Genomic DNA, 26,225 nt, shown 5'->3' with positions numbered 1-26,225 from the left:
ACAGGTGGGGGACGTGGAGGCCTGGCGGCTGCGCGACCGGGTGGACGCGGACGGCGGCTCGTTGCGGCCGTGGCTGCTCGGCATCGTGTGTGTCTGGGGCGAACTCGACTACGCGACGGCGGCACGGGTGCTCGGCATCCCCGTCGGCACGGTGCGGTCCCGGCTCTCCCGAGCGACAAGGCACGACAGGGCCCAGGGGGTGCGTGGAGCCGGGAAGCGGGCCAGGCTGGTGCCATGAGCGAGTCGATCGAGCACGGCACCAGCCGGACCGTGGGCGGCACCCATACGCTCCATTTCCTGCTGCACCTTCCCCACCCTGTGGAGGAGGTCTGGCAGGCGCTGGCCACGGCGGAGGGGCTGCGCGGCTGGCTCGCCGCCGCCGACGTGCTCGAACCCCGGCTCGGTGGCGCGATCGCGCTGCGCCGGCTCACCACGGGCGAGGGCGAGGCGACCGTCGCCAGCGGCCGGATCACCGCCTGGGACGTGGAACGCGTCGCCGAGTACACGATGGCGTCGTTCCACGGCCGTATCCGCTTCCATCTGGAGGCGTCGCACCCGGGCGGCACGGTCCTCCGCTTCACCAACGAGCTCCGGGGCGACGACGACCTGCGCCTGGACTGCCTGGCCGCCTGGCACAACCACTTCGAGTACCTCCTCGACGCGCTCGACGGCCGGCCCGTGTACTGGTCGGCCTGGACGCCGGACCGGTGGCGGGAGCTGCGGGCGGCGTACGCCGGGAGGTAGCCGCACGGGGGCGGCGGTCAGCCGACCGTGATCGAGTCCAGCTGCGCGCGCAGATACGTGTGCGAGTCCACAGGCTCGTACGCGACCCGTCCGACCGGGGCGGGGACGGACTCGACCAGCGTGCCCGGCGTGCACTCGCCGAAGTACACGAGGGACATCAGCTCCTCGGCGGGCGCGTCCGCGGGCGGGGGCAGGACGCGGTGGCGGCCCGAGCGCCAGCGGTCGCCGGTCCAACGGGCCATCAGGTCGCCGATGTTGATGGTGAAGGCGTCCGGGTCGTACGGCGCGTCCTCCCAGCCGCCGTCGTCCGTGTAGACCTGCAGTCCGCCCTTGCCTGCCTGCCGGTCGAGGATGGTGACGGTGCCGAAGTCGGTGTGCGGGCCGATGCGGAACTGGCCGGGCTCCGGCTCGCCGACGACCTCGGTGCCCGGGTACCAGTTGATGTTGAAGCCGTAGGTGGGGTGCGACATGTGCCGCGTGAAGAAGTCGGGTTCGAGGCCGAGGGCCTCGCCGAGCAGGGCGAGGAGCCGGTTCTCCAGCTCGCCCATCCGCGCCAGGTACTCCTCGCACAGCTTCTGGAGTTCCGGCACCTCCGACGGCCACACGTTGGGTGCGTACCACTCCGCGTTGACCTCGGGGTCCGCGAAGGGCTCGTGCGTCGCGAAGGTCAGCGACTCCTTCAGGTCCGGCGGGGTCTCCGTACCCTCCGAGTAGCCGTTGGCCTCCGCGCCGGGGCCGAGCCAGCCGCGGCCGCCGACCTTCGCCGAGTACGGCTCCTTGACGGACGCCGGCAGCGTGAAGAACTCCCGGGCGGCCGCCCGGATCCGCGCCCGCAGCGACGGGTCCACGCCGTGCCCGGTCACCAGCAGGAACCCGGCGGTCTGCAGGGCCCCGTCCACGGTACGGGCGATCTCCGCACGCGCCTCGGGGCCGCCGGTGAGCCAGGGCCGCAGATCGACGGTGGGGATACGGGGCTGGGGTTGGGGCTGCGGTTCAGCCGACTGCTCAGTCATCGCCGATGTCCTCGTTCCACAGAGCGGGGTTGTTCTTGATGAAGTCGCGCATCATGGCGATGCACTCGGGGTCGTCGAGCTGCACGATCTCCACGCCGTGCCCGGCCAGCCAGTCGTGCCCGCCCTGGAAGGTCTCGGACTCGCCGATCACGACCCGAGAGATCCCGAACTGGCGCACAAGACCGCTGCAGTACCAGCAGGGGGACAGGGTCGTCACCATCGTCGTACCGCGGTACGTCCGCTGCCGGCCGGCGTTGCGGAACGCCGCCGTCTCCGCGTGCATCGACGGGTCGTCGTCCTGGACGCGGCGGTTGTGGCCGCGGCCGAGCAGCCGCCCGTCGGGCCCGTACAGCGCCGCGCCGATGGGGATGCCGCCCTCCGCGAGCCCGGCCCGCGCCTCGGCGACGGCTGTGGCGAGCCACTCTCGCGCCTGCTCGGGACCGTCCGTGGGCTTGCTGCGTAGCTCCATGTACTCCACTCTCCTGTGGCGGAAACACCAGGGCAACGTGCGGAAAGTACTCTCCGGGCAGCCCGCAGCCGGACGAACTGTCAGCGAGCCCGCCCCAGGAGGTTCCCGTGCCCGCACTCACCCTCCGCGAGATCCTCGCCCTCGACGCCGTCCGCGACACCGACCCCCAGCTGATCGCGGGCGACGGCGCGCTCGACCGGCCGGTGCGCTGGGTGCACTCCAGCGAGGTCTACGAGGGCGCGAACTTCCTCGACGGCGGCGAACTGCTGCTCACCAACGGCTTCGGCCTGACCGACGCGGACGAGGCGACCCGGCGGCGGTACGTCCGCGAGCTCGCCGCCCGCGGCGCCGCGGGCCTCGCTGTGGAGGTCGGCCGGTCGCTGCCGCGGATGCCGGACGAGGTCGCCGACGAGGCCCGGTCGGTGGGGCTGCCGCTGCTCGCGCTGCGGCGGGTCGTCCCGTTCGTACGGATCACCGAGGCCGCGAACCGCGCCATCGTCACGCGGGGACTCTCGGGCCGTTCCGTACGCCCCTGGGGCGCCGACCACACGGCCGCGCTGCTGGCCGACCTCGCGGACGGGCAGGCGCTCAACCAGCCGGAGGTCGAGGCTCGGGCGGCCCTCGCGGACTTCCATCCCGCGCCCGGCGCCCGGCTGGTCGGCGTCTCCGTGCACGGTCCGGGGCACGCGGCCCTGACCGCCGTCGACCGGGCGGCCCGTGCCCTCGGCGGGGCCGGGGCGCTGCGGGCCGCGTTCCCCGGCGACGTACTGGCGCTGCTCGCGCTTCCCGGGGCGGTGGGTATGTCGGGCGCGGAGGCGCGCCCGGGGAGCGGACGGGATCCGGTACGCGCGGTGCAGGACGCGTTCCGTGCGGCGGCCGAGCCGGGGCTGACCGTCGCGGTCGGGCACGCGGTGGCGGCGGGCGCCGGGTGGCTGCGCTGGAGCGAGACGCTCCGGGCCGCCCGTACGGCGCTGGAGCTGGCCCTCACCGTGCCGGCGGCCGAACCCGACGACGGGCAGGGCCCGTTGGTGACGTCGTCCCGCGCGCTCGCCCTCGAACGGGAACTCACCCGCGGCGGCGTCGACACCAACCGCGACCGCCTCGCCCGCCTCGTCCAGCACACCCTCGGCCCGCTCCTCGAATGGGAGGCCGCGCACCCCAGCGACCTGGTCCGCACCCTGGAGGTCCACCTCCGCCACGGCTGCTCCCCGACCCGCACGGCCGCGCTTCTGCACATCGGCCGCCAGTCCCTCTACCAGCGGCTCGAGCGCATCGAGTCCCTGCTGGGCCTGGAGGTCGACGACCCTGACCTGCTGGGGGAACTGCTGGCGGCGACGTGTGCGCATCGGGTGGTGAGGGGGGTTCCGGCGGCCGCTGAGGGCGGCCGCCTGCGGACGGTGGCGTGATTCGTTCCACGGCTCCACGCTGCGTGTGGTCGCCCCCGTCCACCACGGCGACGCGCCACTCTGCCGAACGACTCTCCCGAACGGTTGAGCGCACGGCCTCCACGCCACGGACCGGCAGGCCGACACGGCACGAACCGGCAGGCCGAGGCGGTACCGAGTGATGCCGCGCGACACCTCCGCGGCCGAACGGGTGACGCGGAAATGGGACGGTGCGGCGTGCGTCGCTAGCATCCGCGCAGGGGCAACCCACGGATGCCACGGAGGCCGTCAATGCAGAAGCGATCCGCTGTGCGTCTGCGGACGAACCGCACACAGCTCGGACACAAGGCGCGTTACGCGTTGCAGCATCCGGAGCGTGTGCTGCCCTATCTGCGGCGGGCCGGCCGGGACGGCTGGCTGCGGCTGCGCCACCGCGGGAGCCACATCGCGTACTACCGGGCCGTGATGGCGTCCGACACCGCTCGGAGTCCCGAGGCGGCAGTCGGCGGCCGGCCGTCGCGCGAACGCTGGCTGGCCATCGGGCAGCTGCAGTTCGACTACCTGCTGCAGCACGGACTGAAGCCCGAGGACCGGATGCTGGAGATCGGCTGCGGCAACCTGCGCGCCGGCTGGCGGTTCATCCAGCACCTGGACCCCGGTCACTACTACGGCATCGACATCTCGCCCGACATCCTCATCGAGGCCAAGAAGACGCTGGTCCGCTACCGCCTCCAGGACAAACTGCCGCACCTCACACCCGTCGACAACCTGAAGCTGGACTTCCTGCCGGACGCGCACTTCACGAAGGTGCACGCGCACAGCGTGTTCTCGCACTCGCCGCTGCACGTCATCGACGAATGCCTGTCGCACGTCGGACGGATCCTCGCCCCCGGCGGCTTCTTCGACTTCACCTTCGACCGTACGGAGGGAGCCGAGCACCAGGTGCTGCGCGAGGACTTCTACTACCGCACGGAGACGCTGGTCCGGCTCGCCGAGAAGCACGGCCTGGCCGCCCGCCTCATGGACGACTGGGAGGAGACGTGGCACCCGCAGTCGAAGATCCGCATCACTCATGCCACACCCGAGACGGCCGGTGAGCGCCCGGCCGATGCCGTCCGGGCGTAGTCGGCTGTACGGAGGAGGTCGGGGGTGCGGCGCGCACCCCCTTGGAGCTATGCCCGCTCGTCCCCCTCGAACGCGTGAGCCGAGGCGTCCACGTGCGCCAGGCGCCGCAGCGCGCCCAGCAGCGCCTCTCCCAGTACCGTCCCGACCACTGAACTCCCCACCATGTCCTCGCGCGCCACATGCCGGCTCACGTACGCGAGGTCCGCGCGCGCCGCCGTCTCGGCCGCGTCGGCGTAGTCGTCCAGGACGGCCGCCGCGAAACCGGCCATACCCGCGCGGTCCAGCGCCGCGAGCGCCGCTGCCACGGCCTGCGACTGGACGTCGCCCACGTCCGCCTGCCAGCCGCGCCGCTTGAGCAGTCCGGCCACCTCCGCCAGGGCCGCGTCCAGCACCGGGTCGGCCTCCGCCTCGTGGCGCGGGGCCACCGGGCCGAGCAGATGCACCGCCTCGCCCAGCACGTCGTGCACCGACTGACCGGGGTCGTCGATCGCCGAGAGCACTCCCCGTGCGCCCGCGATGGAGAGCCCGCCGACGTCGAGCAGGGCGCGGATCAGCAGCAGCCGGCGCTCGTGTGTCTCGTCGTAGGCGGCCTGGTTCGGGCTGGACAACTGCCCGGCGGGGAGCAGCCCTTCGCGTACGTAGTACTTGATCGTCGCTACGGACACTCCGGTCCGGCGGCTCAACTCCCCGATGCGCACGGTGCGGTCACCTTCCTGCCGCCGAAACGGCGTTGCCAACTCCACACCCCATGATAGATAGTTCCACTATCGGATAGCGGAAAGCGTCACTATCTATTTCTCTCGGGGTGCATCATGTCTTCTGCGTCCTCATCTTCCTCATCCCTCACCGGCTGGCATCGACCACTGGTCGCCTTCGCGGGCGCGATGGCCGTCCTTGCGGCGGTCTCCGCCGTCGGGCTCGTCGTGGACGACCGCGTTCTCGTCGGCTCGCCGATCTGGTTCAAGCCGCTCAAGTTCTCGCTGTCGTTCATCGCGTACTGCCTCTCGCTCGCCTGGATCCTGTCGCTGCTCCCGCGCGCCCGGCGGGTCGGCTGGTGGGCGGGCACGGTCGTGACGGTCGCGAGCGCGATCGAGATGGTGCTCATCGTGCTCCAGGTGATCCGCGGCAAGCGGAGCCACTTCAACTTCGCGACACCCTTCGACGCGGCGGTCTTCGCCACCATGGGCGTGACGGTCGTCGTGTTATGGACCGCCACTCTCGTCATCGCCGTCCTGATGTTCCGCGCCAAGTCACTCGATCCGGCCTCGAGTTGGGCGATCAGGTGCGGTTCGGTGCTCGCGCTGGCCGGCGCCGCGGTCGGATTCCTTATGACGCAGCCGAAGCCCGGCCAGGAGGGCGGCGTCTCCAAGGTGGTCGGCGGGCACAGCGTGGGCGTGCCGGACGGCGGACCGTCCATGCCGCTCACGGGATGGTCGACCACCGGCGGCGACCTGCGCATCCCGCACTTCGTCGGTATGCACGCCCTTCAGCTGCTGCCGTTCCTGCTGCTCGGGCTGGTCGCCCTGGCGCCGCGCTTCCCTGCACTGCGTGACGCGCGCGTACGGCTCCGCCTGGTGCTCGTGGCCTCCGGCGCCTACGCCGCCTTCTTCGCCCTCGTGACCTGGCAGGCGCTGCGCGGCCAGCCGCTGATCCACCCGGACGGCCTGACACTGGGGGCGGTGGCGCTGATCGCGGTGGGAGCGGTGGCGGGCGCGCTCGTCGCACTGCGCCCGACTCCCGTACGGAAGACGGCGGTTCCGGGCAGCCACCCTGAACAGGAGGGCGCGGCATGACTGTCTTCCTCTTCGAGGCGTCCTTCTGTCTGGCCGCGCCCGTCTGGCTGTTGATGATTCTGGCGCCGGGTTGGGCGTGGACGGCCCGGATCGCAGCGTCGCCCCTGACCGCCGTACCGATCCTGCTGGTCTACCTCGGTCTGGCCGTTCCGGTCTTCCCCGAGCTGTGGGACGCGGTACGCGCGCCCGACCTGGACGTCTTCCGGGAGCTGACGGCGCTCGCCGACGGCGCCGGGGCGATCTGGGCGCAGGTGATCGCCTGGGACCTGCTGCTCGGGCAGTGGATGTTCCTCGAGTCCCGCAGGCTCGGGATCCATCCGCTGGTCATGGGTCCGCTGCTGGTCCTGACGATCCTGCTCTCGCCGATCGGGCTGCTGGTCTTCCTGGTGCTGCGGGCGGCACGGACGCGGACGGCCAAGGCCCGGCCCGGGAGGAAGCTCGGGGACCGGGCCGCACGCCAGGCGCGCATCGGTACGTGAGAGGTCCCCGGTTCAGCGGACCTGGTCCGCCACCCGGAGCAGCAGCTTGCCCGTGCTGGTCCGGGAGCCCATCAGGCGGTGTGCCTCCGCGGCCTCGGACAGTGGGAACTCCTCGGTCACGGGGATGGTGACGGTCCCGTCGACCACCGCGCCGAAGGCGCGTTCGGCGACCTCCCGTAGTACGTCCGGGGCCGTCTGGGCCAGCGTCAGGATCGAGAACCCAGCGACAGAGCGCCCGCCGGGGTAGAGCTCCGGCTGACCCACCCGCCAGGGCTCCGCCGAGCTCGCGTTGCCGAAGGACACCAGGCGCCCGAAGACCGCGAGCGCCTCCAGGGTCCGGCGGAACGTGTCGCCGCCGACCGGGTCGAGCGCGAGATCGACCCCGCGCCCGCCGGTCGCGGCCCGCACCTGGTCCGCCCAACTGTCCCCGACGAACACCTCGTCGTACCCGTACTTGAGGGCGTACTCGGCCTTCGCGGCGCCCGACACCACGCCGTACACCGCCCCCGCACCGGCCGTCTTCGCCAACTGCCCGGCCACGGTGCCGATTCCGCCCGCGGCGCCCTGCACGAGCACGGTCTCGCCGGCCCGCAGCCGGCCCACCTCGTGCAGTAGGGCGTGCGCGGTCGGCAGCACGGTGGGGAGGGTGGCGCCCGTACGCAGGTACACGCCGTCCGGCAGGGCGAAGACGGTGGCGGCGTCGGCGACGGCCACCTCCGCGTAGGCGCCGCCGTCCGTCAGTGCGGCCACGTCCTGGCCGACAGCGAGCCCGGTCACGCCGACGCCGACCGTGCGGATGCGCCCAGCCACCTCCAGCCCGGGCACGAACGGGAGTGACGCCACCCGGTATCCCTCGCCGCGCGCCTTGAGATCGGCGAAGTTCACACCGGCGTACGCGACATCGATGCTCACCTGCCCGGGCCCCGGCTCCGGAACGTCGGCCTCCACCACCTTCAGGACCTCGGGACCGCCGTACTCCTGGATCCGGACAGCGCGCATGACACAACACCCCTCAGCGAGTGTTCAACGGAAGGCGAACACTCAGGAGTGTATGGTCTTCATCGAACACTCCACAACCGCACCACGCCGCAGTCCGAGGCGGAGGGAGAAGGAGCCAGGCATGGCCATGGCGAAACGCGCGAGCCACCGAGCCGCCCCCGTCCACACCCACCCCGACGAGGTCTCGCTCCTGACGGCGCTCACCGCGCTCGCGGACCCGGTACGCATCCAGCTGGTACGGGAACTGGCGGGCTCCACGGACTGGACGCGCACCTGCGGCAGCTTCGACGTACCCGTCGGCAAGGCGGCCCTCAGCCACCACTTCGGCGTCCTGCGCGCGGCCGGCCTGGTGGAACAACGGGACGAGGGCCCGAAGCGCGTCAACCGCCTGCGCAGGGGGGAGTTCGACGCGCGTTTTCCGGGGTTGCTGGAGTTGGTGCTGCGCGAGGACCTTGCTGAACGTCAGGGCGGGTGAAGCGCTGACACATACCCCGCCGCTCCAGATGAATTTCGGCCTGAACTGCAGGGTTGCAGACCCTAGAGCGCGAGCTTGAACCCTTCGTGGCTGCGGGCGAAGCCCAGTGCGGTGTAGAAGCGGTGCGCGTCCTCGCGGCTCTTGTTGCTGGTCAGCTGGACAAGGGCGCAGCCTCGCGCGCGTGCCCGTGCGGCCGTGTGCTCCATCAAGGTCCGGCCGAGCCCGCTGCCGCGCCGGTCCGCGCGGATCCGCACCGCCTCGACGAGGGCCCGCTCGGCGCCGCCCTTGCCGAGCCCGGGGATGTACGTCGCCTGCAGGCACCCCACCACCGTGCCGCCCGCGCCCTGGTCGCCGGCGTCCTCGACCAGGACCAGCATTTCGTTGCGAGGGTCCGCGTCGATCGCCGCGAAGGCGCGCTCGTGCGCCTCCGTCACCACGACCGTCGCCGGATCCACCACGGTGTCCTCGTCGGCGAGCAGGGCGAGTACGGCGGGCAAGTCAGCGCGGGTCGCGGGCCGCAGCACACGAGCCGGCCGAAGGTCAGGGGCAGCGGTCATGGCACCGACTCTAACCGGCGCTCAGCGCCCGAGATCCGGCCGGTCGATGCGCTTGTGCTCGCTTTTCTAGAAATGCGTTCCAGTACTCCAGCCGTAGATCGTGATCTTCATGTCTGATTCGCGGTTGGGTGCGGCTCTACCGTGGGAGCGCTGACCCGCGGCTGCGGGATTGGGGATGTCACCCTGATCCGGAAGGTCCCTGCGGAAGCGCTACACCCCCTAGAGCGCCCGTCGTTGAGCGGCCTAACCCCTAAGGCAGCCCTCCGGGTGCGCTAGGGGATCATCCCGATAGCCCACAGCCGGACCGGACAGGGACCGTGTGGGCATGACCTCAATAGCACGCACAACCCGGCTGCTCTCCGTCCTCATCCCCTTCCTGCTGCTGTGCTACGGGGTGCTTCGCCTGATCGACGGCATGGACGGCGACCACGGCCCGGGGGTGGCCTGGAACCTCGGCCACACGTTCTTCCTCGCCGCCTTCCTCCTGCTCGGCGCCTTCGTCGTGGAGTTGCGCCGCCTCGTTCCCGCGGCCACCGTCCGGATGCGAACCGCCGCCAGTGCCGCCATGGTCGCCGGAGTATTCGGCGCAGGCTGCTTCGTCTGGGTTATCCTCGGCGATCTGTTCTCCGGCTTGGCCGACTCGACCCCGCTGCCCGACCTTCTCAAGTTGGCAGGCCCGCTCGCCTTCCAGCTCGGCATGCTCACCCTGCTGATCATGCTGGCAGCCGCACGGCCCAGGCGGCTGCCCGTGTGGAGCCCGGCGCTCGTGTTCGTGTCCTTCGCCCTGATCACGGTCAACCTCGACCTGATCCCGCTCGCGGCCGTCGGCCTCATGGCCAGCCTCGCACCGCTGGCCCGCAACCGCACACTCCGCACAGCGCCGTAGGCCGGCCTGGGCTCGGGCCTGATGGCGACGCCGCCAGGCGGACCAGCGGAGCCGGTGGGCCGCATCATGCGGAAGCAGCGGCTCGGGTGGTTCGGGCAGTTCGGGCGGCTCCAGCGGTACGACTGCGGGGGGCGCGGCCAAGGCCCCGGCATCGGGCACCTACCGCTTCAAGAACGTCTCCAACGGCAAGTGCATGACCCAGCTCTACGGCACCGTGTCCATGGGGAGCTGCACGGACGCGTCCGCCGCATGGACCCTCCAGAGCATGTCGGACGGCAGCTTCAAGCTCGTCGACAAGCAGATGGGATCGTGCCTGTACGCGAACGACCTGGGCAATGACGTCTACACGAACGTCTGCAGCGGCATGGGGCGGTACGTGTACTGGCGCACGGGTTCGGGGAACTCCGTCATCAGCGTCTCCAACGGCGGCTGCCTGGACCTGGGCTCGGGCGTCAACGTGGTGACCGTGACCTGCCGATCCGGGGACTCGTCACAGAGCTGGACACGGGTGTAGTCGGCGAGGGCGGGCTGTTCGGCCCGCCTCGCCAGGCAGGCGGCAGCTAGGCGGTCGGCCCGGACGAGGGCGTCTTCGTGACCGCCCGTCGCAGCACCGCGTACAACCCCGCACTCACCGCGAACCCCACCAGACACGTCACGTCACCCACGGACGGCCACTGCTCCGGCACCCACCCCACGTATTTCTCCTGGTTCGAAAAGAGCGGGACGGACACGATGACGCCCGCGAACAGCGAGACGATCCCGGGCCAGTTGGTGTAGGCGCGGTCGGTCAGGCGGGCCGACAGCTCCTCGTCCGTCGCCGTACGGGACTGCAGCCGGCGCTCCACCAGGACGACGCCCAGCCAGGGGCCGACCCAGTACGCGATGACCAGCAGGAACGCCTCGTAGGCGTGGCCCGCGTCGGCGAGGGACGCCCAGGCGGCCGCCGTGCCCGCGACACCGCAGAGGACCACGATGGCGCTGCGGCCCAGCCACGCGGGCAGCCGCAGCCCGAGTGCGGTGACGGACATCGCGGACGAGTAGACGTTGAGCGCGTTCGCGGAGACGGCGCCCAGGATGATCGCGAGCAGCACCAGGTTGCTGAGCCACGACGGCAGGTGGCCGGTGAAGGCGGCCGTCGGCGTCGCGCTCTGCGGTGCCGCGATCGTCGCCGACGCCGCGCCGATCAGGGCGACGACGGAGATGGAGACGAACAGGCCGAACGCCGGGTAGAGCGCCACTTTCCAGCGGGTCGCGGTCGGCGGCAGATAGCGCGAGTAGTCCGTCGCGCCGGGGTTCCAGCCCGCCGCGTACCCCCACGCCGTGCTGAACGCGAGCAGGAATCCGCCTGTCCCGCCGCCCGCGCCGGACGCACCCAGGTCGGCCTCGCGGAACGTCCAGACACCGGCCAGCAGGAAGACCACCGCCAGCACCGGCAGCGCGTAACGCTCGAAGGCGTGCACGAAGTTGTGGCCGATGAAGCCGATCACGATCTCCGCGACCACCACGATCAGCAGCGACGGCAACGGGCGCAGACCGGTGAGGGTGTTGAGCGCGAAGGCCGCGCTGACGCTGTTGACAGCGAACCAGCCGACGCCCGCGACAAGGGCGTTGACCACGGACGGCACGGCGTTGCCCTTGTATCCGAAGGAGAACCGGCCGATCGCCATCTGCGGCACCCCGAACCGGGGACCGTCCAGGCTCAGCACCCCGTGCGTCACCGCACCGAGCGCCGTGCCGAGCAGCAGCGCCGCCGACGCCTGCCAGAAGTTCAGACCGAAGAAGAGCACCGAGATGACGCCGATGTACACCGTCGCGAACTCGATGTTCGGCGAGGCCCACGTCCACAGCAGCCCGCGCGGGCTGCCGTGCCGTTCGGCGAGCGGAATCGGCTCGGAACCGGCCGTCTCGACGGCGATGACCTTGTCGCCGTACTCGGGGGCCGGCTCGACGGGCGTACTGGTGGGCGCGGTTGTCATGACCGAAGTGTCGGGGCCGTTCGCGCCCCGGCCCAGAGGCGCTCTGTCCGCTTCTCGGCGCGCGCGGGCGTACACCTTGTACTACGGCCGCCTCGGCCGGCGTGCTACGGCCGCCCCGGCCGGCCGGCTGCGGCTGCGGCCTTCTCGAAGGTCACGAGCAGCCGCAGTTCCATGTCACGACTCGTCCTCGGCCCCGTTCTGCTGCTCGCGCCGCTTGAGCTCCTCCTCGCGGCGGCGCAGGTCGGCCTCCCAGTCCTTCAGCAGCGCCTCGTCCTTTTTGTTCTCTTCCTTGAGGGACTTGAGGAAATCGGGGTTGTCGTCCGGCGCGACCCACTGCGTGCGGTGGTTGCGGTGCCACTCGGACGGTGTGGAGCCACCGCCGGGACCCTTGCGCGCCTTGCCCGCGACGAGCCAGGCTACGGGTCCGACCAGCACCTCGCCGAAGAGCAGGATGATGATGACCCAGACCACCTTGGGCAGACCCCGCACCTCTTCCTCGGGGGTGTTCAGGCAGTCGATGAAGGCGTAGATCCACAGCGCCAGGACCAGCAAGAAGGGCAGATACCTGAGCATGGTCGTGCGATCCCCCAGCAGACGTCGGACGTGAGTGCGGCAGCGGGGAGCACGGCCCCGGTGACGGGGTCAGGGTAACGGGTGTCCGATACTGGACGGCATGGCTTACGACGATCTTCGGTCCCTGCTCCGGGCGCTGGAGCGCGAAGGCGACCTCAAGCGCATCAAGGCCGAGGTCGATCCGTATCTGGAGGTCGGGGAGATCGTCGACCGGGTGCAGAAGTCCGGCGGCCCCGCTCTCCTCTTCGAGAACGTGCGCGGCTCCGCGATGCCGCTCGCGATGAACGTCTTCGGCACGGACCGCCGGCTGCTCAAGGCCCTCGGCCTGAAGTCGTACGAGGACATCACCGACAAGATCGGCGGGCTGCTCAAGCCGGAGCTGCCCCACGGGTTCGTGGGGGTGCGCGAGGCCTTCGGGAAGCTCGGCGCCATGACCCACCTACCGCCGAAGAAGGTGAAGTCCGAGAACGCCCCGGTCCAGGAGGTCGTCCTGCGCGGCGACGACGTGGACCTGAACCAGCTTCCGGCCCTCTTCACCTGGCCCAAGGACGGCGGCTCCTTCTTCAACCTGGGCCTGACGCATACCAAGGACCCCGAGTCCGGGATCAGGAACCTCGGGCTCTACCGCCTGCAGCGCCACGACAAGCGCACCATCGGCATGCACTGGCAGATCCACAAGGACAGCCGCAACCACTACCAGGTGGCGGCCCGGCGCGGCGAACGCCTGCCGGTCGCCATCGCCTTCGGCTGCCCGCCCGCCGTGACCTACGCGGCCACGGCGCCGCTGCCCGGCGACATCGACGAGTACCTGTTCGCCGGTTTCGTGCAGGGCAAGCGGATCGAGATGGTCGACTGCAAGACGGTGCCGCTGCAGGTCCCGGCGCAGGCCGAGGTCGTGCTGGAGGGCTGGCTGGAGCCCGGCGAAATGCTCCCCGAGGGACCCTTCGGCGACCACACCGGCTTCTACACACCGCAGGAACCGTTCCCCGCGCTGAAGATCGACTGCGTCACGATGCGGAAGCGGCCGCTTCTGCAGTCGATCGTGGTCGGCCGGCCGCCGACCGAGGACGGCCCGCTGGGCCGCGCCACGGAGCGCTTCTTCCTGCCCCTGCTGAAGATCATCGTCCCGGACATCGTGGACTACCACCTGCCGGAGGCCGGCGGCTTCCACAACTGCGCCATCGTGGCGATCGACAAGAAGTACCCCAAGCACGCCCAGAAGGTGATGCACGCGATCTGGGGCGCGCACATGATGTCGCTGACCAAGCTCATCGTGGTCGTCGACTCCGACTGCGACGTCCACGATCTGCACGAGGTGGCGTGGCGCGCGCTCGGCAACACCGACTACGCCCGCGACCTCACCGTCGTGGAAGGCCCGGTCGACCACCTCGACCACGCCTCGTACCAGCAGTTCTGGGGCGGCAAGGCGGGCATCGACGCGACGAAGAAATGGCCCGAGGAGGGCTACACACGAGACGGCGGCTGGCCGGACATGGTGCTGTCCGACCCGGAGACGGCCGCGAAGGTCGACCGCCGGTGGAAGGAGTATGGGCTGTGAGGTCCGAGGCAGCGCGAGAGTACGACAGCGCGGAGGCGGGGCGTCCCCGAGGCGCCGCGGGTGAGCCGGGGTACAGCCTGTGAGCAGCGCATCCGCCGCGATCCCGCAGCCGGGCAGAACCAAGGCGTTCCTGCGCCTCGTCATGATCGAGCACTCGGTCTTCGCGCTCCCCTTCGCCTACATCGCCTCGCTCACCGCGATGTTCCGGCTCGACGGCGGCATTCACTGGGGGCGGCTGCTCCTGGTCACCATCGCCATGGTGGGCCTGCGTACCTTCGCGATGGCCGCCAACCGGATCATCGACCGCGAGATCGACGCCCGTAACCCGCGCACCGCGCACCGCGAACTCGTCACCGGCGCCGTGTCCGTGAAGTCCGCCTGGACCGGCGCGCTGATCGCCCTCGTGTTCTTCCTCGGCGCGGCCGCCCTGCTGAACCCGCTGTGCCTGGCGCTCGCGCCGATCGCCGTCATCCCGATGGTGGTCTATCCGTACGGCAAGCGGTTCACGAACTTCCCGCAGGCGATCCTCGGACTCGCCCAGGCCATGGGCCCGGTCGGCGCCTGGATCGCGATCACCGGCGAGTGGTCCTGGGAAGCGGTGATCCTCGGCCTCGCGGTGGGCATCTGGATCGGCGGCTTCGACCTGATCTACGCCTGCCAGGACGTCGAGACGGACCGCGAGATCGGCGTGAAGTCGGTCCCGGCCCGCTTCGGCATCCCGGCCGCCATGTGGGGCGCGCGCGCCTGCCACCTGGTCACCACGGCACTGTTCGTCTGGTACGCCCTCGCCACGGACGGCGGTGCGTTCCTCTGGCTCGGTCTGCTGATCGTCGCGGGTGCCTTCCTCTACGAGCACTCCATCGCGCGGCCGAACGACCTGTCCCGGCTGAACCGGGCGTTCTTCAGCGTCAACGGGTTCATCGGCATCGCCCTGTTCGCCTGCGCGCTCCTGGACCTGCTGGTGCGCGGCCTCACGGTGTGAGCCCGGCGGGCATCGGCCGCCTACGGTATGAGGCGGCCGGCGCCCGCCCGTGCCGTCTGCTCCACCGCCCGCGGACGCCGGAACACGAACGCCGCGAGCACACCGCCGAGCAGCCCGAAGAAATGGGCCTGCCAGCTCACACCCGTCGCCGTGGGCAGGACGCCCCACAGGATCGAGCCGTAGATCGCGGCGACCAGCAGGCCTATGAGGATGTCGCGGATGCGGCGGTCCACGAAGCCCCGTACCAGCAGATAGCCGAAGAGGCCGAACACGACGCCCGAGGCGCCCGCGGTCGTCGAGTGCGCCGGTGCCGTCAGCCAGACGCCCAGACCGCTGGTCACGATGATCACGGCGGCGACGCCGACGAAGCGGCGTATGCCCGAGAGGGCGGCGAGGAAGCCGAGCACCAGCAGCGGGATGCTGTTGGCGGCGAGGTGGCCGAAGCCGAAGTGCATGAACGCGGCGGGCACGATGTCGCGCAGCTCGCCGAGATGCCGCGGGGTGATGCCGAAGGTGTCCAGGGCGTGGCCGCTCGCCACGTCGACGATCTCCAGCAGCCACAGCAGCGCCACCCAGCCCAGCATCAGGACTCCCGCGGCCTTGGCGCGCTCGCGCCCGGAAGGCTCCGGCACGCGCCGGGATGGCTCCGGCGCCTGGGCCTGCTGGGTGAATCCGTACGACATGAGCGTCCCCCTGTGAGCGTCCCCCTTCTCTGCCTTGCACAACGCACGGCACCGCCCTCATGGTTCCGGCCACCCCCCGCCGTCGTCCCGGCGTTCCGGGCGCCGGATAGGCTCGGTGCGTGAGTTCCCGTCAGGATGGTCGCGAAGCGCAAGAACAGGGGGAGAGCGCGGTGAGCGCGCAGCGCAGGCCCTGGATCGTCGGAGTGTCCGGCGCATCCGGTACGCCGTACGCCGCTGCCGTGCTTCGAGCGCTGCTCGCGGCGGGCGAGAGCGTCGACCTGGTGGTGTCGAGGGCGTCACGGCTGACGCTCCTCGACGAGACCGGTATCGCGTTCCGGGACGGGCACTGGCGGGACGACCTGCGGGAATGGCTGTCGCGGGGGGCCGACGGGAAGCCGTATCCCTTTCAGAGCGGTCTCGGCGATGTGCGGTACTGGGCCGCCGGCGATCTCGCGGCCGGCCCGTCCTCGGGGTCGTATCCGGCGAAGGGCATGCTCATCGTGCCCGCGTCCACGGCGTGCGTGGCCGGGGTCGCGCTCGGTCTGTCGAAGGACCTGCTGCAGCGCGCGGCGAGCGTGACGCTCAAGGAGGGGCGCAGGCTGGTCGTCGCGGTGCGGGAGACACCGCTGAACGGCCAGACGCTGAGGCATCTGGTGACGCTCGACGACGCGGGCGCGACCGTGCTGCCCGCCTCACCGGCTTTCTACGCCGGGGCGACGCACATCCAGGACCTGGTGGACTTCGTCGCCGGGCGGGCGCTGGACGCGGCGGGGGTACCGCACGGGCTGTACCGCCGCTGGGAGGGGGAGCTCGGGGGAGGCGGCCGGGACACGGGGCACTCGGGGGAATCGCCGGACCCGGGGGACAAGGGGCCCTTGCGGGAGGGACCTTCTGGAGTGTCCTAGCAGGTCGGGGACTTGGCTTGCGGGGGGTGTCGTTTTCCGTCCGGCGTCTTGAGGGGCCCCGGCGGCTCCTGCAAGATCACCTTTGCCCGACCGGCACACGCACCGACATCTCAAGGAGATGTAGAGAAAGGTTCACAGGGTGTCCGCCCTGCACGCCTTGGATTTTGCACATAAACTTGCGGGACTGCTGAATAATGAAAGGCATCTGACCTATGGACGCCGTGGATAGGCAGCTCATCCAGGCCCTGCGGGAGAACGGCAGGGCTTCCTACGCCGAGCTGGGACGGCTCGTCGGGCTCTCCGGCCCCAGCGTCACCGACCGCATCAACCGCCTGGAAGCCGCGGGTGTCATCACCGGCTACCGGGCGACGGTCAACTCCGCGTCCCTCGGCCTCGGCGTGACCGCCCTCATCGGCATCTCGCTCTCCGACGCCGCCGACCACGAGGACGTGGCACGCCGGCTGAAGGACCTGCCCGAGATCGAGGACTGCTGGTTCATCGCCGGCGACGACTCGTTCATGCTCAAGGTCCGGGCCACCGACGTGGACGGCCTGGAGAAGACCATCCGCCGGCTCAGCGGCACCAAGGGCGTCTCGCGTACGCGTACCACGATCGTGCTCTCCACGAAGTGGGAGAACCGGGTCGGGGAGCTGCCCGAAGAGGCGTGACACGGTGCGGCGGTGGGGGTGCCGCCGCCCGGAAGGCGGGGGAGTACGGTTGAGTGCTCGATCAGCACAGGCAATGGGAGGCGCCCGGATGGACGTGGGGCAGAAGCGCGAGCTGGAGGAGAAGGTCCGGGCCGGTGAGCGCCTGACCCGCGAGGACGGCATCGCTCTCTACGAGTCGGACGACCTGGCCTGGCTCGGCGGTCTCGCCCACGAGGTGCGCACCCGCAAGAACGGCGACGTCGTGCACTTCAACGTCAACCGCCACCTCAACATGACGAACGTGTGCACCGCGTCGTGCGCCTACTGCTCGTTCCAGCGCAAGCCGGGCGAGAAGGACGCGTACACGATGCGCATCGAGGAGGCCGTCCGCCTCGCCAAGGCGATGGAGAACGAGAACCTCACCGAGCTGCACATCGTCAACGGCCTGCACCCCAATCTGCCGTGGCGGTACTACCCGCGTTCGCTCAGCGAGCTGAAGAAGGCCCTGCCGAACGTCTCCCTGAAGGCCTTCACGGCGACCGAGATCCACCACTTCGAGACGATCTCCGGGCTGTCGGCGTCGGAGATCCTCGACGAGCTGATCGAGGCCGGTCTGGAGTCGCTGACCGGCGGCGGCGCGGAGATCTTCGACTGGGAGGTCCGGCAGCACATCGTCGACCACCGCACCCACTGGGAGGACTGGTCGCGCATCCACCGGCTCGCGCACGAGAAGGGTCTGAAGACCCCGTGCACGATGCTGTACGGGCACATCGAGGAGCCGCGCCACCGGGTCGACCACGTTCTGCGCCTGCGTGAGCTGCAGGACGAGACCGGCGGCTTCCAGGTCTTCATCCCGCTGCGCTACCAGCACGACTTCGTCGACATGAAGGACGGCAAGGTCCGCAACCGCCTTCAGGCCCGGACGCAGATGGCGACCGGCGCCGAGGCCCTGAAGACCTTCGCGGTCTCACGCCTCCTCTTCGACAACATCCCGCACGTCAAGGTCTTCTGGGTCATGCACGGCGTCCAGACCGCGCAGCTCGCGCTCCAGCACGGCGCGGACGACATGGACGGCTCGGTCGTCGAGTACAAGATCACGCACGACGCGGACAACTACGGCACGCCGAACAAGCTCACCCGTGAGGATCTGCTGGACCTGATCCGTGACGCGGGGTTCCGGCCGGTGGAGCGGAACACGCGGTACGAGATCATTCGCGAGTACGAGGGTCCGGATCCGGCGCGGCGGGAGTCGCCGCAGCCGATGCGGGTCTGAGGCGGGGGCGCACCCACCGCTGTGGGCAGTCGTGCCGCTAGGGGCGGCACGGGTGGGCACAGCGGCACCCCCTCTGGCGGGGGCTCGCTGTACTGCCCCCGGGCAACCCCGCCAGAAGGCGCACCCGCCGTCGTGGGTTGTGCCCACCCGTTCCGCCCCAGCGGAACGACTGCCCACAACGGGGGCGGTGGGGTTGGCCCACGTCGCCGGGGTACCCGGCCGCCGTGAGCACCCGTACCCGTACCGCCACGGCGTCCGAGGACGCGTACACCGCCGAACCGTTCGTCCCCGAGGTCACGGACCTGGAGTCCCTGCGCGCGGCCGCCGCCGATTGCCGCGGCTGCCCCCTGCACCGCGACGCCACCCAGACCGTCTTCGGCACCGGGAACGCCGACGCGCGTGTGGTCCTCGTCGGTGAGCAACCCGGCGACCAGGAGGACCGGCGCGGACAGCCGTTCGTCGGGCCCGCCGGCAAGGTGCTCGACCGCGCCCTGGCCGAGGCGGGGATCGACCCGACGCAGACGTACGTCACCAACGCCGTCAAGCACTTCAAGTGGACCCAGCCGCCCGGCGGCGGGAAGCGGCGTATCCACAAGGCGCCCAGCCTGCGCGAGATGACGGCGTGCGGGCCGTGGCTGGCCGCCGAACTGGCCCTCGTGGACCCCGAGATCATCGTGGTGCTCGGTGCGACCGCGGGCAAGGCGCTGCTCGGCTCCTCGTTCCGGGTCACCAAGCAGCGCGGAATGCTGCTCGAGGAGGAGATGCACGGGCGGCACGCGCGCGTGGTCGCCACGATCCACCCCTCCGCGGTGCTGCGCGCCGACGACCGCGAGGCGGTGTACCAGGGGCTGGTGTCCGACCTGAAGGTGGCCGTGCGAGCGCTGGGCTGACGACCGACGACCCTGACCGCGCGACGATCGCGTCACGGGTCCACGTCGCGAGACGCCGTGCCCGGCTGTCAGTGGCGCCGGTTAGGGTCGGCCGCATGTCGCTCACCTTCGAACTCGACCCCGCGATCACGCCCGGGCTGCGCGACGGACTCCTCGCCCTCTGGGCGGACGTGTCCAACGCCGGCGGTGCCGTCGGCTTCGTGCCGCCCGTGACCGCCGAGGCGATACGTCCGGAGCTCGTGAAGCACTTCGCGGCGATGAGCGAGGGCCGCACCCGGCTCCTGGTCGGCTTCGACGAGGCGGGTGAGGCCGCGGCGACCGCGTTCCTCACGCACAACACGCACCGGCTGATGCGGCACTGGATCTGGCTCTACACGGTGATGGTCCACCCACGGCACCAGGGCAGGGGCTACGGACGGGACCTGCTGGAGGCCGCGGCGGACGCGGCCCGCGGCCTGGAGGGCATCGAGGCGATACGGCTGACCTGCCGCGGAGGTCTCGGCCTCGAGCGCTTCTACGGCTCCTGCGGCTACGAGGAGGTCGGGCGTGTGCCCAGCGCCATACGCGTGGCGCCCGGCGACGACCGCGACGACATCACGATGCTGCTGCCGCTCGAACCCGCAGGGCGGCAGCCGCTCCTCGCGACCGCTGAATCCCTTGCCGGCTGACTCTCCCGACGGCTGAGTCCCTCGGCGTCCGACCCCCGGGGCCGCGCACCACCGGCCGCGTGCTTCACTGGGGGAGCGTCCAATTTCGGAATGTTCGGAACGGAAGAGTGGAATGACATGCTCCGCTACACGCTGATGCGCCTCGGGATCTTCGTGGGCTGCCTCGTGGTCGTCTGGGGCCTCGTCTACTCGGGCGTTCTGCCGCGCGGGCTCGGCGGCTCCAACGACATGTGGATCGTCCTCCTCGCCCTGGTGATCTCCGCGCCCATCAGCTTCGTCGTACTCCGCAAGGAGCGCGACCGCGCGTCCGAGCAGATCGTGGCGCGGGTCGACCGGGCCAAGGCCAACCTGGAGAGCAACCGCAGCCAGGAGGACGGCGTGGACGACGCGGCCCGCGCACACGGGCAGGCCCAGGGCTAGCCCGCACACGCACTCCTGCTGCGCATGGGGGCCAGACGTCCGCTGGGGCGGCAGTTCGGATGGCTGTGGGCCGCGTACGCGGTCAGCACGCTCGGCACATGGCTCGCGTTCGACGCGTTCCCCCTGATCGCGGTCCTGGTGCTGCACGCCGGATCGACGGAGGTGGCGCTGCTGGCGGCCGCGGGGCTGGCGGTCGGCGCGGTGGTGTCGGTGCCGCTCGGCCCGTGGGTGGAGTTCCACCGCAAGCGGCCGGTGATGGTCGCGATGGACCTGGTCAGGTTCGGAGCATTGCTGACCGTCCCCGCCGCGTACGCGTTCGGCCGGCTCACCTTCACCCAGCTCCTGGTCGTGTCGGTCATCGTCGGCGCGGCCGACATCACCTTCACTGCGGCCACTGGCGCATGCCTGAAGGCACTCGTACGACCCGAGGACCTGCTCGTCGCCAACGGGCGGTTCGAGGCCACGACCTGGACCGCCACCGTGCTCGGACCGCCGCTCGGCGGAGCCGCGATCGGGCTGTTCGGCCCGGTGATGACCGTGGCGGCCAACGCGGTCAGCTTCCTGCTCTCGGCCGTGGGGATCCGTGCGATCGGCGGCAGTGAGCCACGCCCCGTACGAACCGGTACACCGCCCGGTGCACCGCCGCGCTTCCGGGCGGCCGACCTCCTCGACGGGTGGCGGCACATCCTGGCCAGCTCCGCGCTGCGCCCCATGTTCTTCAACACGGTCTTGGTCAACAGCCTCATCATGGTGAGCTCGCCGCTGCTCGCCGTCCTCATGCTCGGCGATCTCGGATTCGCGCCCTGGCAGTACGGCCTCGCCTTCGCGGTGCCCTGCGTCGGCGGTCTGATCGGCTCACGCCTGGCCCGGCCGCTCGTCGCCCGCTTCGGGCAGCACAAGGTCATGTTCACGGCCGGGGTACTGCGCGCGTGCTGGTCGCTCGGACTCGTCCTCGTCCGGCCCGGTGTCGCCGGGCTCGTGCTCGTCATGGCCGTCGAGCTCGGGCTGATCACCTGCTGCGGCGTGTTCAACCCGGTGTTCGCCACCTACCGGCTCGAACAGACGGGTTCGGACCGAGTGGCCCGCACCCTGTCCGCGTGGTCGGCCACCGGCAAGGTCACTACCGCGGCCATGACAGCGCTGTGGGGCCTGCTGGCCGGCGTCACCGGTCCGCGTACCGCGATCGGGATCGCCGGTCTCCTCCTGCTGGCAACCCCGCTCCTGCTCCCGCGCCACGACCACGTGTCGCGGCACGAACCGGAGCCGGCCCGGAGCCACCCGTGAACCACGGCGGCTCACGGCACCCGACGCGTTCCGCCGCGGGCGCCGGAGCGGACCGTACGCTAAGCCGTATGGGTGCTGTGAAGAACAAGCGGATGCCGCGTGCTGTGCGTGAGCAGCAGATGATGGACGCCGCCGTGCGGATCTTCGGGCAGCGCGGGTACCAGGCCGCGTCCATGGACGAGATCGCCGACCTGGCGGGCGTATCCAAGCCGCTGGTGTACCTGTATCTGAACTCCAAGGAAGACCTCTTCACGGCATGCATCCGGCGTGAGGCCCGGTCCCTGATCGAGGCGGTACGCGCGGGGGTACGGCTCGAGGACCCGGCCGACCGCAGACTCTGGGGAGGGCTGCGCGCCTTCTTCACGCACACCGCGCAGAACCAGGACGGCTGGGCGGTGCTGCACCGTCAGGCGCGTACGCACGGCGAGCCGTTCGCGGCCGAGGCCGCCGCGATGCGGAAGGAGATCGTCGCGCTGGTCACGCGGTTGATCGCGGTGGCCGCCCGAGAGGCACACCGCGATCCGTCGCTGCCGGAACGCGAGGTCGCGGGCCTGGCCGAGGCCCTGGTCGGGTCCGCCGAGTCGCTCGCCGCGTGGGCGAACGCCACACCCGGCGTCTCCTCGAAGGAGGCCGCGGCGACCTTGATGAACTTCGCATGGGCCGGCCTGGGCGGCCTCATGGAGGGGCGGGCGTGGTCCCCCGCGGCAGGATCCGCTCAGGTTCCGGCCCCGGCGCGCGCCTAGGCTCCTGCCTGAACCAGGGACAACACCTCACCCATGACATGGATCCGGTCCTCGCCCGCCCCCTGCCCACCGCCACGCAGCTCGAAGGCCGCCCCCTCGGCGGCGTACACCACCGTGCCGGGCAGCAGCACCGGAGCCCTGAACTCGGCCCGGACGCGGGCCGCCTCGGGAACGCCGTGCTGCGCGAGGCAGCGCGCGACGGTCCACATGCCGTGCGCGATGGCCCGGGGGAAGCCGAAGAGGCGAGCGGTGAGCGGGTACAGATGGATGGGGTTCCGGTCCCCGGACGCGGCGCCGTAGCGGCGGCCGACATCCCCGCCGAGCGTCCATTCGGCGACGGCGGGCAGCGGCTCCCGCTCCGGCTGCGCCGACCGGTCGCGGGGAGCGGCGGCCGGCTCGGTCCTGTGCCGGGCCAGATACCTGCTCCTCGACTCCCAAACGACCTCACCGCCCACCCGCGCCTCGGTCACCACGACCGCTTCGGTGCCGCGCCGGTGCGGCGCCAACCCGTCGATGTACACGGTGAGTTCGTACTCCTCGTCCGGCCCGAGGCCGCGCCGCTGACCGATCTCGATCGACGTGTGGACGAGCCCGAGCAGCGGCAGCGGAAAGTCACGGGCGGCCATCAGCCGCATGGCGAGCGGAAAGCCGAGGACGTGCGGATACGTCACCGGCAGAGCCTGATCCTGCCCGGCGGCGAATCCGCACACCCGCTCGTACGCGGTGAGCCGCGCCCCGTCGACCCGGACCCCGGGCAGCACGAGCCGCGTACCGGTCCCGCGGCCGTCCGTCGGCGCCCCCTTCTTGAACGGTGAGAGGAACGCCCCACTGGCGAGGACCCGCGGCAGCGAGGGCGGCGTGGCAAGAGTCAGAGTCTGCAAAGTCGGTGGCCTCCTCGGGCTGTCGTCTGATGTGGGCAGGCGTTCTTCACGCCCCGAGCAGGCTCTGCCCGCACACCCGCACCACCTGCCCGTTCACACCCCCGGATCCGGGGCTCGCCAGCCATGCCGTCGTCTCGGCGACATCGACGGGCAGCCCGCCCTGCGCAAGGGAGTTCATCCGCCGCCCCGCCTCGCGTATGAACAATGGAATGGCGGCCGTCATCCGCGTCTCGATGAACCCGGGGGCCACGGCGTTGACCGTCACCCCGTGCTCGGCGGCCGCCCGCGGGGCCAGCGCTCGCACCAGGCCCACGATGCCGGCCTTGCTCGCCGCGTAGTTGGTCTGGCCGGTGTTGCCGGCGATCCCGGCGATGGACGCGGTGGCGACGATCCGTCCGCCCGCCCCCAGCGCCCCGGACTTCAGCAGCGAGTCCGTCGTACGCAGCACGCTCGCGAGGTTGACCTCCAGGACCGAAGTCCACTGCTCGGCCGGCATGTTGGCCAGCTTGCGGTCGCGTGTGATCCCCGCGTTGTGGATGAGGACGTCGAGCCCGTCGGGGAGCGCCGCCGCGATCCGCTCGCCCGCGTCGTCCGCGGTGATGTCGAGCGGCAGTGCGCTCCCGCCGAGCCGGTCCGCGACCCTCTCCAGGTCGCTTGCCGCGGCAGGGATGTCGAGGCAGACGACCCGTGCGCCGTCGCGCGCCAGCGTCTCGGCGACCGCCTCGCCGATGCCGCGCGCGGCGCCGGTGACGAGGGCGGTGCGCCCTGCGAGGGGCCGCTCCCACTCCTCCGGCGCCGTCACGCCGCCGTCGGCGCCGCCCACTTCGATCACCTGACCGCTGACGAAGGCGGACTTGGGCGAGAGCAGGAAACGCAGTGTCGACTCGGCGGCGACGGCACCGGCCCCGGCTTCGGCCGCGATCCGTACCAGCGAGACCGTCCGCCCGCGCCCCATTTCCTTACCGAGGGACCGGACGAACCCCTCGAGTGCCTGCTGGACGGCGGCCTGGTGGTGGTCGGCCGGGTCCAGCGGCGCGCCGAGCACCACGACCCGCCCGCTCTCGGCGACCGAGCGCACCACGGGGTGCAGCGCCGTATGCACCTCGGCGAGCGTCTCGACGTCGGCGACACCCGTGGCGTCGAGCACGACGGCCGCGGGACGGTCGGCGGCCGCCCGGACCTCCAGGCCGGTACGGGCGAGAACATCGCCGAGCGGGCCCGGGGAACCGACCGGGCCCCCGAGCCGCGACGTCCCCGCCGTGAGGTGCAGCAACGGCCCCTCCAGGGCGGGGCGTTCGGCCGACCAGCGGTGCAGCGCCGCGGGCTGGGGCAGGCCGAGGCGGCGGGACAGGAAACGGCCGGGAGCGGTGCGGGAGAACTGCAGATAGCGGTCGGCCATTGTCCAAACTCCCAGCATCATCGTAAATTTACTTCGGAGTAAGGTTACTTAAGAGTCAGGTGCCGGTCGAGATGAGTCCCGCAGGTCCCCCGCAGCCCGGAAGTCCCCACAGCCCCGGTGCGCAGTTCCCGCCGGGCGTGCGACGCGTGGCGGTCATCGGCGGCAGCCGTATCCCCTTCGCCCGTTCCGACGGCCCCTACGCCACGGCCTCCGACCAGGAGATGCTCACCGCCGCGCTCGACGGGCTCGCCGACCGTTTCGGGCTCGACCAGCCGGGCGCCGTCGGCGAGTTCGTGGCCGGTGCCGTCCTCAAGCACAGCCGCGACTTCAACCTCGCCCGCGAGACCGTCCTCGCCTCCCGGCTCGACCCGCGCACCCCCGCGTACGACATCCAGCAGGCCTGCGGCACCGGACTCCAGGCCGTCATCGCCGCCGCCAACAAGATCATGCTCGGGCAGCTCGAATCGGCGGTCGCGGGCGGCGCGGACACCGCCAGCGATGCGCCGCTCGGCGTCAACGACGAGCTGCGCCGCATCCTCCTGGAGGCCCGGCGGGCCAGGTCGGCCGGGGCGCGGCTGAAGGCGCTCGCCCGTGTCCGGCCCCGGCACCTCGTGCCCGACATCCCGCGCAACGCCGAGCCGCGCACCGGTCTGTCGATGGGCGAGCACGCGGCCGTGACCGCGCGCGCCTGGGGCATCTCCCGCGAGGAACAGGACGCACTCGCCGTGGCGAGTCACCAGCGGCTGGCCGCCGCGTACGAAAGGGGCCTGCTGGACGACCTCGTCGTGCCGTTCCGCGGCCTCGCCCGGGACCAGAACCTGCGCCCCGGTTCCACGGTGGAGAAACTGGCCGCGCTCAAGCCGGTGTTCGGCAAGGACCAGCCGGACCCGACCATGACCGCCGGGAATTCGACGCCGCTCACGGACGGCGCGGCGACCGTGCTGCTCGCGAGCGAGGAGTGGGCCCGGGAGCGCGGATTGGAGCCGCTCGCGTACCTCACCGCGTACGAGACCGCGGCCGTCGACTTCGCCGGAGACGGCGGCGATGTCCGCGGGGGAGAGGACGGTCTGCTGATGGCGCCCGCGCACGCCGTGCCGCGGATGCTGGAGCGGGCCGGGCTCGGTATCGAGGACTTCGATCTGGTCGAGGTCCACGAGGCGTTCGCCTCCCAGGTGCTCGCGACCCTGGCGGCCTGGGAGAAGCGCGGGCTCGCCCCGGTGGACCGGGCGAAGCTCAACGTGGCCGGTTCGTCCCTCGCGACCGGGCACCCCTTCGCGGCGACCGGGGCGCGCATCGTCGCGATCCTCGCCAAGCTGCTCGCCGAGCGCGACGGGCCCGGACGCGGGCTGATCTCCGTCTGCGCGGCCGGAGGCCAAGGCGTGACCGCGATCCTCGAACGCATCTGACCCGTCCCCCCT

General features: G+C 71.3%; 28 protein-coding genes and 2 pseudogenes. 20 read left to right on the top strand and 10 right to left on the bottom strand.

Going from position 1 to position 26,225, the window contains the following annotated elements; all coding sequences use genetic code 11:
* Positions 1-13: 13 nt before the first annotated feature.
* A pseudogene (locus ACWD4J_RS23810) lies at positions 14-238 on the top strand (sigma factor-like helix-turn-helix DNA-binding protein); the annotation flags it as partial.
* The gene (locus ACWD4J_RS23805; protein WP_451397432.1) at positions 235-744 is read left to right on the top strand and encodes an SRPBCC domain-containing protein; all 510 of its coding nucleotides are present in this window, start codon (positions 235-237) and stop codon (positions 742-744) included. The pseudogene ACWD4J_RS23810 and the gene ACWD4J_RS23805, both read left to right, overlap by 4 nt.
* A 17-nt stretch (positions 745-761) precedes the next feature.
* Here ACWD4J_RS23805 and ACWD4J_RS23800 read toward each other — a convergent pair whose 3' ends face one another.
* Complete coding sequence (locus ACWD4J_RS23800; RefSeq protein ID WP_451397431.1) at positions 762-1,757, bottom strand: isopenicillin N synthase family dioxygenase; 996 nt, start codon at positions 1,755-1,757, stop codon at positions 762-764.
* Positions 1,750-2,226, bottom strand: a complete 477-nt coding sequence (locus ACWD4J_RS23795; RefSeq protein WP_451397430.1) for a nucleoside deaminase — start codon at positions 2,224-2,226, stop codon at positions 1,750-1,752. Before ACWD4J_RS23795 ends, ACWD4J_RS23800 begins: the two co-directional genes overlap by 8 nt.
* A 107-nt stretch (positions 2,227-2,333) precedes the next feature.
* Between ACWD4J_RS23795 and ACWD4J_RS23790 the strand changes: the two genes are divergently transcribed.
* Complete coding sequence (locus ACWD4J_RS23790; protein ID WP_451397429.1) at positions 2,334-3,632, top strand: PucR family transcriptional regulator; 1,299 nt, start codon at positions 2,334-2,336, stop codon at positions 3,630-3,632.
* 270 nt (positions 3,633-3,902) lie between these two features.
* Positions 3,903-4,736: a class I SAM-dependent methyltransferase gene (locus ACWD4J_RS23785; protein WP_451397428.1), complete on the top strand. Its 834-nt coding sequence runs from the start codon at positions 3,903-3,905 to the stop codon at positions 4,734-4,736.
* 47 nt (positions 4,737-4,783) lie between these two features.
* On the opposite strand, the gene ACWD4J_RS23780 is transcribed toward ACWD4J_RS23785, so the two are convergent.
* Positions 4,784-5,434: a MerR family transcriptional regulator gene (locus ACWD4J_RS23780; RefSeq protein WP_451397427.1), complete on the bottom strand. Its 651-nt coding sequence runs from the start codon at positions 5,432-5,434 to the stop codon at positions 4,784-4,786.
* A 186-nt stretch (positions 5,435-5,620) separates the two neighbouring features.
* On the opposite strand from ACWD4J_RS23780, the gene ACWD4J_RS23775 reads away from it, so the two are divergent.
* Positions 5,621-6,529, top strand: a complete 909-nt coding sequence (locus ACWD4J_RS23775) for a hypothetical protein (RefSeq protein WP_451397456.1) — start codon at positions 5,621-5,623, stop codon at positions 6,527-6,529.
* Complete coding sequence (locus ACWD4J_RS23770; RefSeq protein WP_451397426.1) at positions 6,526-7,008, top strand: ABA4-like family protein; 483 nt, start codon at positions 6,526-6,528, stop codon at positions 7,006-7,008. Before ACWD4J_RS23775 ends, ACWD4J_RS23770 begins: the two co-directional genes overlap by 4 nt.
* A 12-nt stretch (positions 7,009-7,020) precedes the next feature.
* Here ACWD4J_RS23770 and ACWD4J_RS23765 read toward each other — a convergent pair whose 3' ends face one another.
* Entirely contained in the window at positions 7,021-8,007 is a 987-nt protein-coding gene (locus ACWD4J_RS23765; RefSeq protein ID WP_451397425.1) for a quinone oxidoreductase family protein, read from the bottom strand.
* Between the two features lie 127 nt (positions 8,008-8,134).
* Here ACWD4J_RS23765 and ACWD4J_RS23760 point away from each other — a divergent pair, with 127 nt between their 5' ends.
* Positions 8,135-8,482, top strand: coding sequence for an ArsR/SmtB family transcription factor (locus tag ACWD4J_RS23760; protein WP_451397455.1), 348 nt, complete (start codon positions 8,135-8,137; stop codon positions 8,480-8,482).
* 62 nt (positions 8,483-8,544) lie between these two features.
* Here ACWD4J_RS23760 and ACWD4J_RS23755 read toward each other — a convergent pair whose 3' ends face one another.
* Entirely contained in the window at positions 8,545-9,039 is a 495-nt protein-coding gene (locus ACWD4J_RS23755; RefSeq protein WP_451397424.1) for an N-acetyltransferase family protein, read from the bottom strand.
* A 325-nt stretch (positions 9,040-9,364) separates the two neighbouring features.
* Between ACWD4J_RS23755 and ACWD4J_RS23750 the strand changes: the two genes are divergently transcribed.
* Complete coding sequence (locus ACWD4J_RS23750) at positions 9,365-9,925, top strand: hypothetical protein (RefSeq protein WP_451397423.1); 561 nt, start codon at positions 9,365-9,367, stop codon at positions 9,923-9,925.
* 157 nt (positions 9,926-10,082) lie between these two features.
* Positions 10,083-10,439 (top strand): annotated as a pseudogene (locus ACWD4J_RS23745) (ricin-type beta-trefoil lectin domain protein); the annotation flags it as partial.
* Between the two features lie 46 nt (positions 10,440-10,485).
* Here ACWD4J_RS23745 and ACWD4J_RS23740 read toward each other — a convergent pair.
* The gene (locus tag ACWD4J_RS23740; protein ID WP_451397422.1) at positions 10,486-11,901 is read right to left on the bottom strand and encodes a purine-cytosine permease family protein; all 1,416 of its coding nucleotides are present in this window, start codon (positions 11,899-11,901) and stop codon (positions 10,486-10,488) included.
* Between the two features lie 174 nt (positions 11,902-12,075).
* Positions 12,076-12,474, bottom strand: coding sequence for a PLD nuclease N-terminal domain-containing protein (locus tag ACWD4J_RS23735; RefSeq protein WP_451397421.1), 399 nt, complete (start codon positions 12,472-12,474; stop codon positions 12,076-12,078).
* Between the two features lie 100 nt (positions 12,475-12,574).
* Between ACWD4J_RS23735 and ACWD4J_RS23730 the strand changes: the two genes are divergently transcribed.
* Both ACWD4J_RS23730 and mqnP read left to right on the top strand, forming a co-directional pair.
* On the top strand, positions 12,575-14,032 hold the full coding sequence (locus ACWD4J_RS23730) for a menaquinone biosynthesis decarboxylase (protein WP_451397420.1): 1,458 nt from the start codon (positions 12,575-12,577) through the stop codon (positions 14,030-14,032).
* A gap of 79 nt (positions 14,033-14,111) precedes the next feature.
* The gene (gene mqnP, locus ACWD4J_RS23725; protein WP_451397419.1) at positions 14,112-15,014 is read left to right on the top strand and encodes a menaquinone biosynthesis prenyltransferase MqnP; all 903 of its coding nucleotides are present in this window, start codon (positions 14,112-14,114) and stop codon (positions 15,012-15,014) included.
* A gap of 20 nt (positions 15,015-15,034) precedes the next feature.
* Here the strand turns inward: mqnP and ACWD4J_RS23720 are convergent, their stop codons facing one another.
* On the bottom strand, positions 15,035-15,697 hold the full coding sequence (locus tag ACWD4J_RS23720; RefSeq protein WP_451397418.1) for a rhomboid family intramembrane serine protease: 663 nt from the start codon (positions 15,695-15,697) through the stop codon (positions 15,035-15,037).
* A 170-nt stretch (positions 15,698-15,867) separates the two neighbouring features.
* Here ACWD4J_RS23720 and ACWD4J_RS23715 point away from each other — a divergent pair, with 170 nt between their 5' ends.
* From ACWD4J_RS23715 to ACWD4J_RS23680, 8 genes are all read left to right on the top strand, one after another.
* A complete protein-coding gene (locus tag ACWD4J_RS23715) occupies positions 15,868-16,602 on the top strand; it encodes a UbiX family flavin prenyltransferase (protein WP_451397454.1) in 735 nt (244 codons plus the stop codon).
* Positions 16,603-16,814: 212 nt separating this feature from the next.
* The gene (locus ACWD4J_RS23710) at positions 16,815-17,270 is read left to right on the top strand and encodes an Lrp/AsnC family transcriptional regulator (RefSeq protein ID WP_451397417.1); all 456 of its coding nucleotides are present in this window, start codon (positions 16,815-16,817) and stop codon (positions 17,268-17,270) included.
* Positions 17,271-17,358: 88 nt separating this feature from the next.
* Positions 17,359-18,522: an aminofutalosine synthase MqnE gene (mqnE, locus tag ACWD4J_RS23705; RefSeq protein WP_451397416.1), complete on the top strand. Its 1,164-nt coding sequence runs from the start codon at positions 17,359-17,361 to the stop codon at positions 18,520-18,522.
* A 224-nt stretch (positions 18,523-18,746) separates the two neighbouring features.
* Positions 18,747-19,412 carry a UdgX family uracil-DNA binding protein gene (locus tag ACWD4J_RS23700; RefSeq protein WP_451397415.1) on the top strand — a complete coding sequence of 222 codons (666 nt, stop codon included), beginning with the start codon at positions 18,747-18,749 and terminating at the stop codon, positions 19,410-19,412.
* 95 nt (positions 19,413-19,507) lie between these two features.
* On the top strand, positions 19,508-20,080 hold the full coding sequence (locus tag ACWD4J_RS23695) for an N-acetyltransferase family protein (RefSeq protein WP_451397414.1): 573 nt from the start codon (positions 19,508-19,510) through the stop codon (positions 20,078-20,080).
* Positions 20,081-20,197: 117 nt separating this feature from the next.
* Positions 20,198-20,500 carry a DUF4229 domain-containing protein gene (locus tag ACWD4J_RS23690; protein WP_451397453.1) on the top strand — a complete coding sequence of 101 codons (303 nt, stop codon included), beginning with the start codon at positions 20,198-20,200 and terminating at the stop codon, positions 20,498-20,500.
* A gap of 24 nt (positions 20,501-20,524) precedes the next feature.
* The gene (locus tag ACWD4J_RS23685; RefSeq protein ID WP_451397413.1) at positions 20,525-21,784 is read left to right on the top strand and encodes an MFS transporter; all 1,260 of its coding nucleotides are present in this window, start codon (positions 20,525-20,527) and stop codon (positions 21,782-21,784) included.
* 68 nt (positions 21,785-21,852) lie between these two features.
* Entirely contained in the window at positions 21,853-22,527 is a 675-nt protein-coding gene (locus ACWD4J_RS23680; protein WP_451397412.1) for a TetR/AcrR family transcriptional regulator, read from the top strand.
* Here ACWD4J_RS23680 and ACWD4J_RS23675 read toward each other — a convergent pair.
* The gene (locus ACWD4J_RS23675; protein ID WP_451397411.1) at positions 22,524-23,408 is read right to left on the bottom strand and encodes a MaoC family dehydratase; all 885 of its coding nucleotides are present in this window, start codon (positions 23,406-23,408) and stop codon (positions 22,524-22,526) included. The two genes, ACWD4J_RS23680 and ACWD4J_RS23675, sit on opposite strands and share 4 nt — an antisense overlap.
* 46 nt (positions 23,409-23,454) lie before the next feature.
* Entirely contained in the window at positions 23,455-24,807 is a 1,353-nt protein-coding gene (locus ACWD4J_RS23670) for a 3-oxoacyl-ACP reductase (protein WP_451397410.1), read from the bottom strand.
* A 71-nt stretch (positions 24,808-24,878) separates the two neighbouring features.
* Here ACWD4J_RS23670 and ACWD4J_RS23665 point away from each other — a divergent pair, with 71 nt between their 5' ends.
* Positions 24,879-26,213, top strand: coding sequence for an acetyl-CoA C-acetyltransferase (locus ACWD4J_RS23665; protein WP_451397409.1), 1,335 nt, complete (start codon positions 24,879-24,881; stop codon positions 26,211-26,213).
* Positions 26,214-26,225 lie beyond the last annotated feature (12 nt).

The sequence above is a fragment of the Streptomyces sp. NPDC002577 genome, from assembly GCF_053594815.1.
The sequence above is the reverse complement of the archived record's forward strand: the minus strand, read 5'-3'. Positions and strand labels throughout refer to the sequence as shown.

Coding starts and splice junctions, on each gene's coding strand:
- ACWD4J_RS23805 (WP_451397432.1), top strand. CDS start 235: ATGAGCGAGTCGATCGAGCACGGCACCAGCCGGACCGTGGGCGGCACC.
- ACWD4J_RS23800 (WP_451397431.1), bottom strand. CDS start 1,757: ATGACTGAGCAGTCGGCTGAACCGCAGCCCCAACCCCAGCCCCGTATC.
- ACWD4J_RS23795 (WP_451397430.1), bottom strand. CDS start 2,226: ATGGAGCTACGCAGCAAGCCCACGGACGGTCCCGAGCAGGCGCGAGAG.
- ACWD4J_RS23785 (WP_451397428.1), top strand. CDS start 3,903: ATGCAGAAGCGATCCGCTGTGCGTCTGCGGACGAACCGCACACAGCTC.
- ACWD4J_RS23775 (WP_451397456.1), top strand. CDS start 5,621: ATGGCCGTCCTTGCGGCGGTCTCCGCCGTCGGGCTCGTCGTGGACGAC.
- ACWD4J_RS23770 (WP_451397426.1), top strand. CDS start 6,526: ATGACTGTCTTCCTCTTCGAGGCGTCCTTCTGTCTGGCCGCGCCCGTC.
- ACWD4J_RS23765 (WP_451397425.1), bottom strand. CDS start 8,007: ATGCGCGCTGTCCGGATCCAGGAGTACGGCGGTCCCGAGGTCCTGAAG.
- ACWD4J_RS23760 (WP_451397455.1), top strand. CDS start 8,135: ATGGCGAAACGCGCGAGCCACCGAGCCGCCCCCGTCCACACCCACCCC.
- ACWD4J_RS23755 (WP_451397424.1), bottom strand. CDS start 9,039: ATGACCGCTGCCCCTGACCTTCGGCCGGCTCGTGTGCTGCGGCCCGCG.
- ACWD4J_RS23750 (WP_451397423.1), top strand. CDS start 9,365: ATGACCTCAATAGCACGCACAACCCGGCTGCTCTCCGTCCTCATCCCC.
- ACWD4J_RS23740 (WP_451397422.1), bottom strand. CDS start 11,901: ATGACAACCGCGCCCACCAGTACGCCCGTCGAGCCGGCCCCCGAGTAC.
- ACWD4J_RS23735 (WP_451397421.1), bottom strand. CDS start 12,474: ATGCTCAGGTATCTGCCCTTCTTGCTGGTCCTGGCGCTGTGGATCTAC.
- ACWD4J_RS23730 (WP_451397420.1), top strand. CDS start 12,575: ATGGCTTACGACGATCTTCGGTCCCTGCTCCGGGCGCTGGAGCGCGAA.
- ACWD4J_RS23720 (WP_451397418.1), bottom strand. CDS start 15,697: ATGTCGTACGGATTCACCCAGCAGGCCCAGGCGCCGGAGCCATCCCGG.
- ACWD4J_RS23710 (WP_451397417.1), top strand. CDS start 16,815: ATGGACGCCGTGGATAGGCAGCTCATCCAGGCCCTGCGGGAGAACGGC.
- mqnE (WP_451397416.1), top strand. CDS start 17,359: ATGGACGTGGGGCAGAAGCGCGAGCTGGAGGAGAAGGTCCGGGCCGGT.
- ACWD4J_RS23695 (WP_451397414.1), top strand. CDS start 19,508: ATGTCGCTCACCTTCGAACTCGACCCCGCGATCACGCCCGGGCTGCGC.
- ACWD4J_RS23690 (WP_451397453.1), top strand. CDS start 20,198: ATGCTCCGCTACACGCTGATGCGCCTCGGGATCTTCGTGGGCTGCCTC.
- ACWD4J_RS23685 (WP_451397413.1), top strand. CDS start 20,525: ATGGGGGCCAGACGTCCGCTGGGGCGGCAGTTCGGATGGCTGTGGGCC.
- ACWD4J_RS23680 (WP_451397412.1), top strand. CDS start 21,853: ATGGGTGCTGTGAAGAACAAGCGGATGCCGCGTGCTGTGCGTGAGCAG.
- ACWD4J_RS23670 (WP_451397410.1), bottom strand. CDS start 24,807: ATGGCCGACCGCTATCTGCAGTTCTCCCGCACCGCTCCCGGCCGTTTC.
- ACWD4J_RS23665 (WP_451397409.1), top strand. CDS start 24,879: ATGAGTCCCGCAGGTCCCCCGCAGCCCGGAAGTCCCCACAGCCCCGGT.